Genomic DNA, 13,820 nt, shown 5'->3' with positions numbered 1-13,820 from the left:
TCAGCAGTCCAGGGGGTTGGCTTTGTCGGCATCGATACCGAACTTGGCGATGGCGTCAGCCAGCACCTTGGCTTCGATCTCGCCACGGTCTACCAGGGCTTCCAGAGCGGCCAGCACGACCCAGTTGCGATCCACTTCGAAGAAGTGGCGCAGCTGCTTGCGGCTGTCGCTGCGGCCGAAGCCGTCGGTGCCCAGAACCTTGTACTCCTTGCTCGGAACCCACTGACGAACCTGCTCGGCGAACAGTTTCATGTAGTCGGTCGATGCGATGACCGGGCCCTTGCGGCCGCCCAGGCACTGCTCGATGTAGGTCTGCTTGGGCTTCTGGCCCGGGTGCAGGCGGTTGCTGCGCTCCACGGCCAGGCCGTCGCGACGCAGTTCGTTGAAGCTGGTGACGCTCCACACATCGGCGCCGATGTTGAACTCGTCGCGCAGGATCTTCGCCGCCTCGACGACTTCACGCAGGATGGTGCCGGAACCCAGCAGTTGCACGTGGTGCGCGGCTTCCTTCTTGTCTTCCTCGAGCAGGTACATGCCCTTGATGATGCCGTCTTCCACGCCTTGTGGCATGGCCGGCTGCTGGTACGACTCGTTCATCACGGTGATGTAGTAGAAGATGTCCTGCTGCTCTTCGGCCATCTGGCGAATGCCTTCGCGGATGATCACCGCGAGTTCGTAGCCGTAGGTCGGGTCGTAGGTGCGGCAGTTGGGGATGGTCGCTGCCAGCATGTGGCTGTGACCGTCTTCGTGCTGCAGGCCTTCACCGTTGAGGGTGGTGCGGCCGGCGGTACCGCCGATCAGGAAACCACGGGTGCGGCTGTCGCCAGCGGCCCAGGCCAGGTCACCGATACGCTGGAAGCCGAACATCGAGTAGAAGATGTAGAACGGCAGCATCGGCTGGTTGTGGCAGGAATACGAGGTGCCTGCGGCGATGAAGGAGCTCATGGCGCCGGCTTCGTTGATGCCTTCCTCGAGGATCTGACCTTTCTTGTCCTCTTTGTAGAACATCACCTGGTCTTTATCGACCGGCTCATACAGCTGGCCGACCGAGGAGTAGATGCCGAGCTGACGGAACATGCCTTCCATACCGAAGGTACGGGCTTCGTCGGGGATGATCGGGACGATGCGCTGGCCGAGTTCCTTGTCCTTGACCAGCTGCGCGAGGATGCGCACGAAAGCCATGGTGGTGGAGATCTCGCGGTCGCCCGAGCCATCGAGGATGGCCTTGAGGGTATCCAGCGGCGGAGTCGGGATGCTGAAGCTCTGCTGGCGACGCTGCGGTACGAAACCACCCAGCGCGTTGCGGCGCTCGTGCAGGTACTTGTACTCGGGGCTGCCTGGCTCCGGCTTGACGAAGGGCAGGTTTTCCAGCTCTTCATCCTTGACCGGGATATCGAAGCGGTCGCGGAACTGACGCAGGCTGTCGACATCGACCTTCTTGGTGTTGTGCGCGGTGTTCTTCGCTTCACCGGCGCCGGTACCGTAGCCTTTGATGGTCTTGGCCAGGATCACGGTCGGCTGGCCGCTGTGGTTCACGGCCTGGTGGTAGGCCGCGTAGACCTTGTACGGGTCGTGGCCACCACGGTTGAGCTTCCAGATCTCGTCGTCGGAGAGATCCTTGACCATCTCCTTGAGCTCCGGGGTGTTGAAGAAGTTTTCGCGAACGTAGGCGCCGTCTTTGGCCTTGTAGTTCTGGTATTCGCCGTCGACCACTTCGTCCATGCGACGCTGCAGGGCGCCGTCCTTGTCCTTGGCGAACAGCGGATCCCAGAAGCGACCCCAGACCACCTTGTTGACGTTCCACTGGGCACCGCGGAATACGCCTTCGAGTTCCTGGATTATCTTGCCGTTACCGCGTACCGGGCCGTCGAGGCGCTGCAGGTTGCAGTTGATGACGAAGATCAGGTTGTCCAGCTTCTCGCGGCCAGCCAGGGAGATAGCACCGAGGGATTCTGGCTCGTCGCACTCGCCGTCGCCCATGAAGCACCAGACCTTCTGCTTGCCGGCCGGGATGAAACCGCGCGCTTCCAGGTACTTCATGAAGCGCGCCTGGTAGATCGCCTGGATCGGGCCCAGACCCATGGAAACGGTGGGGAACTGCCAGAAGTCCGGCATCAGCCAGGGGTGCGGGTAGGACGACAGACCTTTGCCATCCACTTCGCGGCGGAAGTTCTTCATCTGGTCTTCGCTGATGCGACCTTCCATGAAGGCGCGGGCGTAGACGCCAGGGCTGGCGTGGCCCTGATAGAACACCAGGTCGCCGCCGTGTTCTTCGGTCGGGGCCTGGAAGAAGTAGTTGAAACCGATGTCATACAGCGTCGCGGAAGAGGCGAAGCTGGAGATGTGGCCGCCCAGATCCGGGTCGTCCAGGTTGGTGCGCATCACCATGGCCAGGGCGTTCCAGCGCACCAGCGAGCGGATACGGCGCTCCATGAACAGGTCGCCGGGCATGCGAGCTTCATGGGTTACCGGGATGCTGTTGCGGTAAGGCGTGGTGATCGCGTAGGGCAGTTGCGCACCGCTGCGGGTGGCCAACTCGCCCAGACGGGTCATCAGGTAATGGGCTCGGTCTTCACCCTCACGGTCGAGGACGGATTCAAGGGCGTCCAGCCATTCCTGGGTTTCGATCGGATCGAGGTCTTGCATGGCTTGCTCCAGGGCGGAAAGGCTTCCAGAATCGGATGCCAGTTGGGTCTCACCGGCTTTTTGGGCGGGCGAGTTGAAATTCTTGGATTTACCGGGGGTAGGACCGGCCGCGTGTAGTTTTACTACATTTCGACGACGGATTCAGCCCTCTGGATACAATTCTTTCGTAGTAAAACTACAATCCGCGGCACCGCCGGCCGCGCGTGCCCCGCTGGAGCGGGGCTGCGGGCGATTGCACCGTGCGTCCGGCAGTCCGCCAAAAGGATAGACCATGAGCCTGCCGTTGCTGGTCGAGTTGCCCCCTTCCCTTGTTCCCCTGGCCGAACGTGCCGAGCAGTCACTGCAAACCGCCTTGGTCGAGCACGAAGCGCTGGCTGAGCGTGTTGCGGGCTGGCCGCAACAGCGCCGCGATGCCTGGCGGCAGGTTTCGGCGCTGAGCGATTTCGTCGCCGAACAGGCGCAGCGTGATCCGCAGATGTTCGTCGCGCTGGCGGAATCTGGTGAGCTGGAGCGTAGCCTGGCGCCGGGCGAGTTGCGCCAGCAACTGGAAGTGCAATTGAATGAATGCGCCGATGAGGACGCCCTCGGGCGCTGTCTGCGACGCTTTCGCAGTCGTCAGCAACTGCGCATCATCTGGCGCGACTTCAGTCGCCAGGCGGCGCTCGGTGAAACCTGCCGCGACTTGTCCGATCTTGCCGATGCCTGCATCGATCTGGCCTATCACTGGCTGTACCCGCGCCATTGCACGCAGTTCGGTACGCCCGTAGGGCGGCGCAGCGGCCAGCCGCAGCACATGGTCATCCTTGGCATGGGCAAGCTGGGCGCGCACGAGCTGAATCTTTCCTCTGATATCGATCTGATCTTCGGCTACCCGGAAGGGGGTGAGACCGAAGGCGTGAAGCGTCCGCTGGATAATCAGGAATTCTTCATTCGTTTGGGGCAGAGGCTGATCAAGGCGCTGGATGCGATCACCGTCGACGGTTTTGTGTTCCGTACCGACATGCGTTTGCGCCCGTATGGATCTAGCGGGGCGCTGGTGTTCAGCTTCAATGCACTGGAGCAGTACTACCAGGATCAGGGCCGCGACTGGGAGCGCTACGCCATGATCAAGGCGCGCGTGGTTGGTGGTGATCAGTCTGCGGGTGCCGAGCTACTTGAGATGCTGCGGCCTTTCGTTTACCGCCGCTATCTGGATTTCTCGGCCATCGAGGCGCTGCGCGCGATGAAGCTGCTGATTCAGCAGGAAGTGCGGCGCAAGGGTATGAGCGAGAACATCAAGCTCGGCGCCGGTGGTATTCGCGAGATCGAGTTCATCGCCCAGGCGTTTCAGTTGATTCACGGCGGGCGCGACCTCAGCCTGCAGCAGCGACCGCTGCTCAAGGTACTCACCACGCTGGAGGGGCAGGGCTACCTGCCGCCAGCGGTGGTCGCGGAGATGAAGGAAGGCTACGAGTTCCTCCGTTATGCCGAGCACGCCCTGCAGGGCATTGATGATCGGCAGACGCAGATGCTGCCGGCCGACCCGCAGGATCAGGCGCGAGTCGCCGCGATCATGGGTTTCGCCGACTGGGCGAGTTTTCATGAGCGCCTGATGCATTGGCGTGGCCGCATCGAATGGCATTTCCAGCAGGTGATCGCCGACCCTGACGAAGACGAATCGGATGCTGGCGAGGCCAGCGTCGGCGCTGAGTGGCTACCGCTGTGGCAGGGTGCGCTGGACGAAGAGGCGGCCGCGCAGCAACTGCTGGAGGCCGGTTTTGTCGACGCAATGGCGGCTTGTCGGCGGCTCGCCGATTTGCGCAACGGCCCGCAGGTGCGCGCCATGCAGCGCCTGGGGCGTGAGCGTCTGGATGCGTTTATTCCGCGCCTGCTGGCGCAGACCGTTGAGCACGACAAGCCTGATCTGGTGCTGGAGCGGGTACTGCCGCTGGTGGAAAAGGTCGCACGGCGCTCGGCCTACCTGGTGCTTTTGAGCGAAAACCCGGGGGCGCTGGAGCGGCTGATCAGCCTTTGCGCAGGTAGCCCGTGGATCGCCGAGCAGATTGCCCGCTACCCGCTGTTGCTCGACGAGCTGCTCAACGAAGGGCGGCTATATTCGCCGCCGCTGGCGCCGGAACTGGCGGCCGAGCTGCGCGAGCGGCTGATCCGTATTCCCGAGGAAGACCTGGAGCAGCAGATGGAGGCGTTGCGCCACTTCAAGCTGGCCCACAGCCTGCGCGTGGCCGCGTCGGAAATTGCCGGCACGCTGCCCTTAATGAAGGTATCGGACTACCTGACCTGGCTGGCCGAGGCGATTCTCGATCAGGTGCTGGCGCTGGCCTGGCAGCATACGGTGCAGCGTCACGGCCGGCCGTATCGTGCCGACGGCACGCCGTGCGATCCGGATTTCATCATCGTCGGTTACGGCAAGGTAGGCGGCCTGGAGTTCGGCCATGGCTCGGACCTGGATCTGGTGTTCATCCATGACGGTGACCCGCAGGCCGAAACGGATGGCGCCAAGCCCATCGATGGTGCGCAGTTCTTCACCCGTCTGGGGCAGCGCATTATTCATTTGTTGACCACCCAGACCACCTCTGGTGCGTTGTATGAGGTCGATATGCGCCTGCGACCATCGGGCGCAGCCGGGCTGCTGGTCAGCTCGCTGGGCGCCTTCAAGCGCTATCAGGAAACCGAGGCCTGGACCTGGGAACATCAAGCACTGGTGCGTGCGCGGGTGCTGGTGGGCTGTTCGCGCCTGGCCGGCGAATTCGCTCGCGTGCGCGCCGAGGTGCTCGGTCGCCAGCGTGATATCGAGGCGCTGCGTGTCGAGGTCAGCGAGATGCGCGCGAAGATGCGTGACAACCTTGGCAACAAAAATACCGCGGCCGGTACGGCGCCGAATGCCTTCGAGGCCACGTCCTCCTTCGATCTGAAGCAGGACGCCGGTGGTATCGTCGATATCGAATTTATGGTGCAATACGCGGCTCTGGCCTGGTCGTGGCAACACCCGCAGCTACTCGAGTTCACCGATAACATTCGCATTCTGGAAGGTCTGGAACGGGTGGGTTTGATGGGCGCCGAGGATGCCGCCTTGCTGCGCGAGGTCTACAAGATCTATCGCTCGGCCGCTCATCGCCAGGCGCTGCAGAAGCAGCCTGGGGTGGTGCCGGGAGATCAGTTTCAGGATGAGCGCCGCGCCGTGATGCGCCTGTGGCGTGAGCTGGGGCTGAGTTGAATGACGGGGGCTGCGGCCCCACCTAATTGTTCGAACTGTGAAGCGAATTTGAGGAGCAGGCAAGATGTCGATGTCCGACCGTGATGGCGTGATCTGGTACGACGGCAAACTGGTGCCGTGGCGCGAAGCCAACACCCATGTGCTGACCCACACCCTGCACTACGGCATGGGCGTGTTCGAAGGCGTACGTGCCTACAACACCCCGGACGGCACTGCGATCTTCCGCCTGCAGGCGCACACCGACCGTCTGTTCGACTCCGCGCACATCTTCAACATGCAGATTCCTTTCACCAAGGAAGAGATCAACGAAGCACAGCGCGCCGCCGTGCGAGAGAATGGCCTGGAAAGCGCCTACCTGCGCCCGATGGTGTTCTTCGGCAGCGAAGGCATGGGCCTGCGCGCCGCTGGCCTGAAGGTGCATGTGATCGTCGCCGCCTGGCATTGGGGTGCGTACATGGGCGAGGAAGCGCTGGAGGCCGGCATCAAGGTGCGCACCAGCTCCTACACCCGCCACCACGTCAACATCGCCATGACCCGCGCCAAGGCCAACGGCAACTACATCAACTCGATGCTGGCCCTGCAGGAAGCCATCTCCGGTGGCGCCGACGAAGCAATGCTGCTGGATCCGGAAGGCTACGTGGCCGAAGGCTCGGGCGAGAACATCTTCCTGGTCAAGGACGGCGTGGTGTACACCCCGGAAGTGACCTCCTGCCTCAACGGCATCACCCGCAGCACCATCCTGACCCTGGCTGAAGAGCATGGCATCAAGGTGGTCGAGAAGCGCATCACTCGCGATGAGGTGTACATCGCCGACGAGGCGTTCTTCACCGGTACTGCCGCTGAAGTCACGCCGATCCGCGAAGTGGATGGTCGCAAGATCGGCGCTGGTCGCCGTGGTCCGGTCACCGAGAAGCTGCAGAAAGCCTACTTCGATCTGGTCACCGGCAAGACCAGTGGCCACGCCGAATGGCGTACGCTGGTCAAATAAGCGATTGCTCGAAGGCTCGACGGGGAGGCGAAAGCCTCCCCGGTCGTTTCTGGAAAGAATATGAAGATACTTATCGTTGGGCCTAGCTGGGTAGGCGACATGGTGATGGCGCAGACGCTGTTCCAGTGTCTGAAACAGCGTCACCCCGAGTGCGAGATCGACGTGCTGGCGCCGGACTGGAGCCGGCCGATCCTCGAGCGTATGCCCGAGGTGCGCGCCGCGCTGAGCCTGCCGCTGGGCCACGGCGTGCTCGACCTGGCCACGCGTCGGCGCATAGGCAAGTCCCTGGTCGGTCAGTACGACCAGGCGATCCTGTTGCCTAACTCGCTCAAGTCCGCCTTGGTGCCCTGGTTCGCCGGCATCTCCAAGCGCACCGGCTGGAAGGGCGAGATGCGTTATGGTCTGCTCAACGATATCCGCACGCTGGATAAAGACCGCTATCCGTTGATGATCGAGCGCTTCATGGCGCTGGCCTATGAGCCAGGTGCTGCGTTGCCGCAACCTTATCCACAGCCGCGTTTGCAGATCGATGAGTCCAGCCGTGCAGCGGCCCTTAGCAAGTTCGGTCTGCAGCTGGATCGTCCGGTACTGGCGCTGTGCCCAGGTGCGGAGTTCGGTGAGGCCAAGCGCTGGCCGGCCGAGCATTACGCCAAGGTGGCCGAGATCAAGATCCGCGAGGGTTGGCAGGTCTGGCTGTTCGGCTCGAAGAACGATCATGCCGGTGGCGAAGACATTCGCATGCGCCTGATTCCGGGGCTGCGTGAGGAAGTCAGCAACCTGTCCGGGCAGACCAGCCTGGCCGAGGCCATCGACCTGATGTCGGCGGCCACTGCCGTGGTGTCCAACGATTCCGGACTGATGCATGTAGCGGCGGCGCTGAACCGCCCGCTGGTGGCGGTCTATGGCTCCACCTCGCCAGGTTTCACCCCGCCGCTGGCCGATCGCGTCGAGATCGTTCGCCTGGGGTTGGAGTGCAGCCCCTGCTTTGATCGAACCTGTCGTTTTGGTCACTACAACTGCCTGCGTGAACTCAAGCCGCGCCCGGTGATCGAGGCGCTGGATCGGCTGGTCGGCGAAACCTTGACCCTGGTCGAGGGCGACTGATTTGCGGGTTCTGATCATCAAGACCTCATCGCTGGGCGACGTGGTGCATACCCTGCCGGCGTTGACCGACGCGGCTCGCGCCATTCCCGGCATCCGCTTCGACTGGGTGGTGGAAGAAGGCTTTGCCGAGATTCCCGCCTGGCATCCGACAGTGTCCCAGGTGATTCCGGTGGCCATTCGCCGTTGGCGCAAGCATCCGCTGCGCACCTGGAAGAGCGGTGAGTGGGCGCGTTTCAAGCAGCGCCTGCGCGACACCCGCTACGATCTGGTGATCGATGCCCAGGGCCTGCTCAAGAGTGCCTGGCTGACGCGTTATGTGTCGGCGCCGGTGGCCGGGCTCGATCGTGACTCGGCACGTGAGCCCCTGGCCAGTCGTTTCTACGACCGCCGCTACGCGGTGGCCAAGGATCAACATGCGCTGGAGCGTGTGCGCCAGTTGTTCGCCAAGGCGCTCGGTTACACGCTGCCGTCCGGCACCGGTGACTACGGTCTTAACCGTGCGGCGATGATGGATGCCGCAGCGCAGCCGTACTTGGTGTTCCTGCATGGCACCACCTGGGCCAGCAAGCACTGGCCGGAAGCCGATTGGCGTGCGCTGGCCGAGCGCATGGACGAGCTGGGCTGGGCCGTGCGCCTGCCCTGGGGCAACGAGACCGAGAAGGCGCGTGCCGAACGCATCGCCGCCGGCCTCACGCATGCCGCCGTGCTGCCGAAGCTGAACCTGGCCGGCGTGGCCAAGGTGATTGCCGGTGCCAGCGCCTGCGTCTCTGTCGACACCGGCCTAGGCCACCTGGCCGCTGCGCTAGATGTACCCAATATTTCGCTGTATGGCCCGACGTTGCCCGGCAAGGTGGGCGCCTACGGTCGTAGCCAGATTCACCTGTGTGCCAGTGGCCCGGGCGCCGGCAGCGGTGACCGTGACAAGCCTTGCTTCGATGGCCTCGGCGCCGAGCGTGTCGGCCTGGAACTGGAGGCGCTGCTGCTCGCGCCTCCCGGCACCTTTTAAGGAGCGGCTATGCAACTGGCCTTCGTTCTCTACAAATACTTCCCCTTCGGTGGGCTGCAGCGCGATTTCATGCGCATCGCCCTGGAATGCCAGGCGCGTGGCCACGCCATTCGCGTCTATACACCGATCTGGGAAGGGGAAAACCCCGGCGGCTTCGATGTGCGCGTGGCACCGGTGCGTGCGCTGTTCAATCATTGCCGCAACGAGAAATTCAGCGCCTGGCTGCAGGCTGACCTGAAGCGCGACCCGGTCGATCGGGTGATAGGTTTCAACAAGATGCCGGGCCTGGATGTTTATTACGCTGCCGACGGCTGTTTCGAGGACAAGGCGCAGACCCTGCGTAACCCGATCTATCGTCGCTGGGGGCGCTACAAGCACTTCGCCGAGTACGAGCGCGCGGTGTTCGCGCCGGAGTCGAAGACCGAGATTCTGATGATCTCCGAAGTGCAGCAGCCGCTGTTCATCAAGCACTACAAGACCCCGCTGCAGCGCTTCCACTTGTTGCCGCCCGGCATCGCCCAGGATCGCCGCGCGCCGGCCAATGCCGCCGACATCCGTGCCGAGTTCCGCCGTGAGTTCAAGCTGGCTGACGACGACCTGCTGCTGGTGCAGATCGGCTCCGGTTTCAAGACCAAGGGTCTGGATCGCAGCCTCAAGGCACTGGCCTCGTTGCCGCGTGAGTTGCGTAAGCGTGCGCGGCTGATCGCCATCGGCCAGGACGATCCCAAGCCCTTCCTGCTGCAGATCAAGGCGCTGGGTTTGTCCGATCAGGTGCAGATCCTCAAGGGCCGCAGCGACATCCCGCGTTTTCTGCTCGGCGCTGACCTGCTGATCCATCCGGCCTACAACGAGAACACCGGCACCGTGCTGCTGGAGGCTCTGGTGTCCGGCCTGCCGGTGCTGGTCACCGATGTCTGCGGCTACGCGCATTACATCGCCGAGGCCGACTGCGGCCGCGTGCTGCCCAGCCCCTTCGAGCAGGAACAGCTCAATCGTACCTTGGCCGACATGCTGGCCGATCCGAAGCAGCGCGGCTTCTGGGGGCGTAATGGCCTGGCCTATGCCGACAGCGCTGACCTGTACTCGATGCCGAAGAAGGCCGCTGATGTGATCCTCGCGGAGAGACGCGCGTGAAGCTGATTCTTGCCGAACCCTTCAAGAGTCTGTGGGCGGGTCGCGATGCTTTCGAAGCCGTCGAAGCGCTTCAGGGGCAGGTATATCGTGAGTTGGAAGGCCGCCGCACATTGCGCACCGAAGTCGATGGGCGTGGCTATTTCGTCAAGATCCACCGTGGCATCGGTTGGGGCGAGATCGTCAAGAACCTGCTCACGGCCAAGGCACCGGTGTTGGGTGCCGCGCAGGAGTGGCTGGCGATCCAGCGTCTGACCGAAGCTGGGGTGCCAACCATGACCGCTGTTGCCTACGGCGAGCGCGGCAGTAACCCGGCGAGCCAGCACTCGTTCATCGTCACCGAAGAGCTGGCTCCTACCGTCGATCTGGAACAACTCAGCCTCAACTGGGCGCAGCAACCTCCCAAACCGGCGCTCAAGTGGGCGCTGATCGAGCGAGTCGCGCGGATGACCGGTGACATGCACCGCGCCGGAGTCAATCACCGCGACTGCTATATCTGCCACTTCCTGCTGCATACCGACCGGCCGATCCAGGCCAATGATTTGCGCCTGTCGGTGATCGACCTGCACCGCGCCCAGGTACGTAGCGCCACGCCACGGCGCTGGCGCGACAAGGATCTGGCCGCGCTGTATTTTTCGGCGCTGGATATTGGCCTGACCCAACGTGACAAGTTGCGCTTTCTGTGCACCTACTTCCAGCGTCCGCTGCGCCAAGTGCTGCGCGAGGAGGCGAGCCTGCTGACCTGGCTGGAGCGCAAGGCAGCGAAACTGTATGAGCGTAAGCAGCGTTATGGAGATGCGCTCTGATGGCTAGCTGGAGTCTTGCTTCTGAATATCAGGCGCTGGCCGAAGATTTTGGGTCGCTTGAGGCTGTTTTCGCGATAAAGGGCGAGCGGCTGACCAAGGATCCGCTGTCGGAGGTGGTCCGTATCGAGCGCGAAGGTGTGCATTACTACGTTAAGCGCTATTGGGGGGCAGGCAAGGGGCTGCGTCGCTACCTGGGGCGTCCCCGGGTCAAGGCCGAGTGGCAGAACCTCAAGTTGTTCGCCAAGTGGGGCATCCCCACTGCACAGATCGTCGCCCATGGCCTGGAACGTCGGGCAGGTGCTTTCGTGCGCGGGGCATTGGTTACGCGTGAGTTGGAAAATACGCGAGATATGGCTGAGATGGCCAATCAGGGTGATCCGCGTTTGCGGGACCCCTGCTGGGTGTCGAACATCAGTCGGCAACTGGCAAGTTATACCCGTACGCTGCATGACCACCGCTTCACTCACAACGATCTGAAGTGGCGCAACCTGTTGGTCAACGACAACGCCGAGCTGTTCTTCATTGACTGCCCTACGGGTAGTTTCTGGTGGGGGGCACTGCTGCGCTATCGCATCATCAAGGATCTGGCCTGCCTCGACAAGGTGGCCAAGCGTGTGTTGTCGAGGACTCAGCGTCTGCGTTTCTATTTGCAGTATTGCGGACATGATCGTTTGAATGATGGCGATAGATTGCAGGTGTTGGAAATCCTGAAATTCTTCGAGGGGCGGGAATGAGCGATTTTATCGCGGCAGAAGACCGAGCCCTGCTTGAGCGTCATGGGTTGGCCAGTTTCGAGGCTCTGTGGGCATTGAAGTTGGAGGCAGTGGACGAGCCCAACACCGAGCGAGGCGGTTGGAGCAGTGTCTATCGCCTGGAATTGGACGAGCGGGCCTTCTACCTGAAGCGGCAGAGTAATCACCTGACGCGCAGCCTACTGCACCCCTTCGGTGAGCCGACCTTCGCCCGCGAGTTTCGCAATATTCGCCGTTATGCCGAGCTGAACATACCGGCCCTGCAGGCTGCTTTCTTTGCTGAGCGCCGAGTTCCGGGCGAGCGGCGTGCCGTTCTACTGACCCGTGCATTGGACGGCTGGCGGGATCTGGATAGTTGGCTGCCGTGCTGGCACGAGCTCGATGTTCTGCATCGCGGGGCGATCCTGCGCGCCTGTGGCGAGCTGGCGCGACGTCTGCATCAGGCCGGGCAGATGCACGGTTGTTTCTACCCCAAGCATATCTTCCTGCGTGAACAGGGCGCTGGTGTCGAAGCGCAGTTGATCGATCTGGAGAAGACCCGGCCGCTGCTGCTGGGGCAGCGTGATCGGATCAAGGATCTGGAGCCGCTGCTGCGCCGCGCCAGGGTCTGGAGCGAAGCCGAAGTCCGCGAATTACTGACAGCCTACCTGGGCGCTGTGACCGAGGTTGACGCCTGGTGGCACCTGCTCGGCGCTCGTCAGCGTCACAAGGAGGTGCGCTGATGCGCTTGGGCGAACTGGCCGAGGTTGGGCGCAGCCCCGAGCTGCCGCTGACGCTGCAGATCGACGGTGAGCCGCTGCTACTGGAGCGTGTGCTGCGTGTGCTGCCTGGGCAGCGTTATGTCGCACAGGCCCACTGGCAGGGGCGTCCGGTACTGGCCAAGTTGCTGGTAGGCAGCAAGGCGCAGCGGCATTTCCAGCGTGAGCGGGAAGGTGCCGAACTGATGGCTCGGCAAGGACTGGTCACGCCTGAATTGTTGGCGCAGGGTTTTATCGGCGGGCAGGGCGGCTGGCTGCTGTTCGACTATCTGGACGGCGCGCAGAGCCTCTGGGAGGCCTGGCGCCAGGCGGCTCGCGAGCCGTTGCTGAGCGATGCGCAGCAGACGGTATTGGCCGAGGCGCTGGGTGCGATTGGGCAGATGCATGCTCAGGGCCTGTGGCAGGCCGACCTGCATCTGGACAACCTGCTGCGGCATGAAGGTCGCCTGTATCTGATCGACGGCGGCGGCGTGCGCTGCGAAACGCCAGGCCAGCCGCTGTCCCGCGCGCGCGTGCTGGAAAACCTCAGCGTGTTCTTCGCTCAACTGCCGGCCGAGCTGGATCCCTTTCTCGAAGAGCTGTTGATTCACTACCTGCTGGCCAACGGTGAGCATGCGTTGCCGCTGGAGTTACTCCAGGCCGAAATAGCCAAGGTGCGGCGTTGGCGTCTTCGTGATTACCTGAAGAAAATCGCACGCGATTGCAGCCTGTTCGCGGCGAGTATCGGCGGTTTCGGTCTGCGCGTGGTGCGTCGTGAGGCCGAGCCAGCACTGCAGCCGCTGTTGGCTGATCTCGATGCATGGATCGACGCCGGGCATATCTACAAGACCGGAGGCACGGCCACTGTGGTGCGGGTCGAATGCGGTGGCCGCCCACTGGTGGTCAAGCGTTACAACGTTAAGAGCCTGCGACACTGGTTCAAGCGTTTCTGGCGCCCCAGTCGTGCCTGGCATAGCTGGTGCGAAGGCAATCGCCTGCAACTGCTGGGTATCGTCACGCCAGCGCCACTGGCCGTGATCGAGCGGCGTTGGTGCTGGCTGCGTGGACGTGCGTACCTGATTACCGACTATTGTGGTGAGCAGGATATAATCGCGCGTTTTGAGGCACACGAGCAGGCAACACCCCCGGAAGCCGAGCTGCTAGCGCTGGATCGTTTGTTCTCCGCCCTGCTGCGCGAACGCATCAGCCATGGTGATTTCAAGGGACACAACCTGTTCTGGGATGACGCGCAAGGCGCCTGGTCGCTGATCGACCTGGATTCCATGCGTCAGCACCGCAGTACGCGCAGCTTCGCCCGGGCCTATGCCCGCGATCGCGCTCGTTTTCTGCGCAACTGGCCGGCGGATTCTGCTCTGCGCCAGTTGCTCGACCAACGTTTACCGCAGGTGCCTGGCACCTGCCCGAATTAGAGGCTC

Annotated in this window: 10 protein-coding genes; 9 read left to right on the top strand and 1 reads right to left on the bottom strand. The window is 62.8% G+C overall.

The annotated features are described in order from the left end of the window. Entirely contained in the window at window positions 1-2,646 is a 2,646-nt protein-coding gene (gene aceE, locus RTH74_RS05635; protein WP_106733772.1) for a pyruvate dehydrogenase (acetyl-transferring), homodimeric type, read from the bottom strand. A gap of 271 nt (window positions 2,647-2,917) precedes the next feature. Here aceE and glnE point away from each other — a divergent pair, with 271 nt between their 5' ends. The 9 genes from glnE to RTH74_RS05590 all read left to right on the top strand — a co-directional run bounded on the left by glnE (window position 2,918) and on the right by RTH74_RS05590 (window position 13,814). Continuing rightward, window positions 2,918-5,860, top strand: a complete 2,943-nt coding sequence (gene glnE / locus RTH74_RS05630) for a bifunctional [glutamate--ammonia ligase]-adenylyl-L-tyrosine phosphorylase/[glutamate--ammonia-ligase] adenylyltransferase (RefSeq protein ID WP_316914031.1) — start codon at window positions 2,918-2,920, stop codon at window positions 5,858-5,860. 64 nt (window positions 5,861-5,924) lie between these two features. Continuing rightward, window positions 5,925-6,848: a branched-chain amino acid transaminase gene (locus RTH74_RS05625; RefSeq protein WP_003459089.1), complete on the top strand. Its 924-nt coding sequence runs from the start codon at window positions 5,925-5,927 to the stop codon at window positions 6,846-6,848. Between the two features lie 60 nt (window positions 6,849-6,908). Continuing rightward, on the top strand, window positions 6,909-7,952 hold the full coding sequence (waaF, locus tag RTH74_RS05620; protein WP_316914030.1) for a lipopolysaccharide heptosyltransferase II: 1,044 nt from the start codon (window positions 6,909-6,911) through the stop codon (window positions 7,950-7,952). A gap of 1 nt (window position 7,953) precedes the next feature. Continuing rightward, entirely contained in the window at window positions 7,954-8,958 is a 1,005-nt protein-coding gene (gene rfaC / locus RTH74_RS05615; protein ID WP_099522760.1) for a lipopolysaccharide heptosyltransferase RfaC, read from the top strand. A 9-nt stretch (window positions 8,959-8,967) separates the two neighbouring features. Then, window positions 8,968-10,092: a glycosyltransferase family 4 protein gene (locus RTH74_RS05610; RefSeq protein WP_316914029.1), complete on the top strand. Its 1,125-nt coding sequence runs from the start codon at window positions 8,968-8,970 to the stop codon at window positions 10,090-10,092. Then, window positions 10,089-10,895, top strand: coding sequence for a lipopolysaccharide core heptose(I) kinase RfaP (rfaP, locus tag RTH74_RS05605; RefSeq protein WP_316914028.1), 807 nt, complete (start codon window positions 10,089-10,091; stop codon window positions 10,893-10,895). The genes RTH74_RS05610 and rfaP overlap by 4 nt, the downstream gene beginning before the upstream one ends. Next, on the top strand, window positions 10,895-11,629 hold the full coding sequence (locus RTH74_RS05600) for a lipopolysaccharide kinase InaA family protein (protein ID WP_125879017.1): 735 nt from the start codon (window positions 10,895-10,897) through the stop codon (window positions 11,627-11,629). The genes rfaP and RTH74_RS05600 overlap by 1 nt, the downstream gene beginning before the upstream one ends. Then, the gene (locus tag RTH74_RS05595) at window positions 11,626-12,369 is read left to right on the top strand and encodes a lipopolysaccharide kinase InaA family protein (protein WP_179545944.1); all 744 of its coding nucleotides are present in this window, start codon (window positions 11,626-11,628) and stop codon (window positions 12,367-12,369) included. Before RTH74_RS05600 ends, RTH74_RS05595 begins: the two co-directional genes overlap by 4 nt. Next, window positions 12,369-13,814, top strand: coding sequence for a lipopolysaccharide kinase InaA family protein (locus tag RTH74_RS05590; RefSeq protein WP_316914027.1), 1,446 nt, complete (start codon window positions 12,369-12,371; stop codon window positions 13,812-13,814). Before RTH74_RS05595 ends, RTH74_RS05590 begins: the two co-directional genes overlap by 1 nt. The last annotated feature ends 6 nt before the right edge of the window (window positions 13,815-13,820 follow it).

The sequence above is a fragment of the Pseudomonas sp. zfem001 genome (genome assembly GCF_032621725.1).
Classification (GTDB): domain Bacteria; phylum Pseudomonadota; class Gammaproteobacteria; order Pseudomonadales; family Pseudomonadaceae; genus Aquipseudomonas; species Aquipseudomonas sediminis.
The sequence above is the reverse complement of the archived record's forward strand: the minus strand, read 5'-3'. Positions and strand labels throughout refer to the sequence as shown.

Bases quoted from the DNA above. Each gene is read 5' to 3' on its own strand.
- aceE (WP_106733772.1), bottom strand. From the start codon at position 2,646: ATGCAAGACCTCGATCCGATCGAAACCCAGGAATGGCTGGACGCCCTT.
- glnE (WP_316914031.1), top strand. From the start codon at position 2,918: ATGAGCCTGCCGTTGCTGGTCGAGTTGCCCCCTTCCCTTGTTCCCCTG.
- RTH74_RS05625 (WP_003459089.1), top strand. From the start codon at position 5,925: ATGTCGATGTCCGACCGTGATGGCGTGATCTGGTACGACGGCAAACTG.
- waaF (WP_316914030.1), top strand. From the start codon at position 6,909: ATGAAGATACTTATCGTTGGGCCTAGCTGGGTAGGCGACATGGTGATG.
- RTH74_RS05610 (WP_316914029.1), top strand. From the start codon at position 8,968: ATGCAACTGGCCTTCGTTCTCTACAAATACTTCCCCTTCGGTGGGCTG.
- RTH74_RS05600 (WP_125879017.1), top strand. From the start codon at position 10,895: ATGGCTAGCTGGAGTCTTGCTTCTGAATATCAGGCGCTGGCCGAAGAT.
- RTH74_RS05595 (WP_179545944.1), top strand. From the start codon at position 11,626: ATGAGCGATTTTATCGCGGCAGAAGACCGAGCCCTGCTTGAGCGTCAT.
- RTH74_RS05590 (WP_316914027.1), top strand. From the start codon at position 12,369: ATGCGCTTGGGCGAACTGGCCGAGGTTGGGCGCAGCCCCGAGCTGCCG.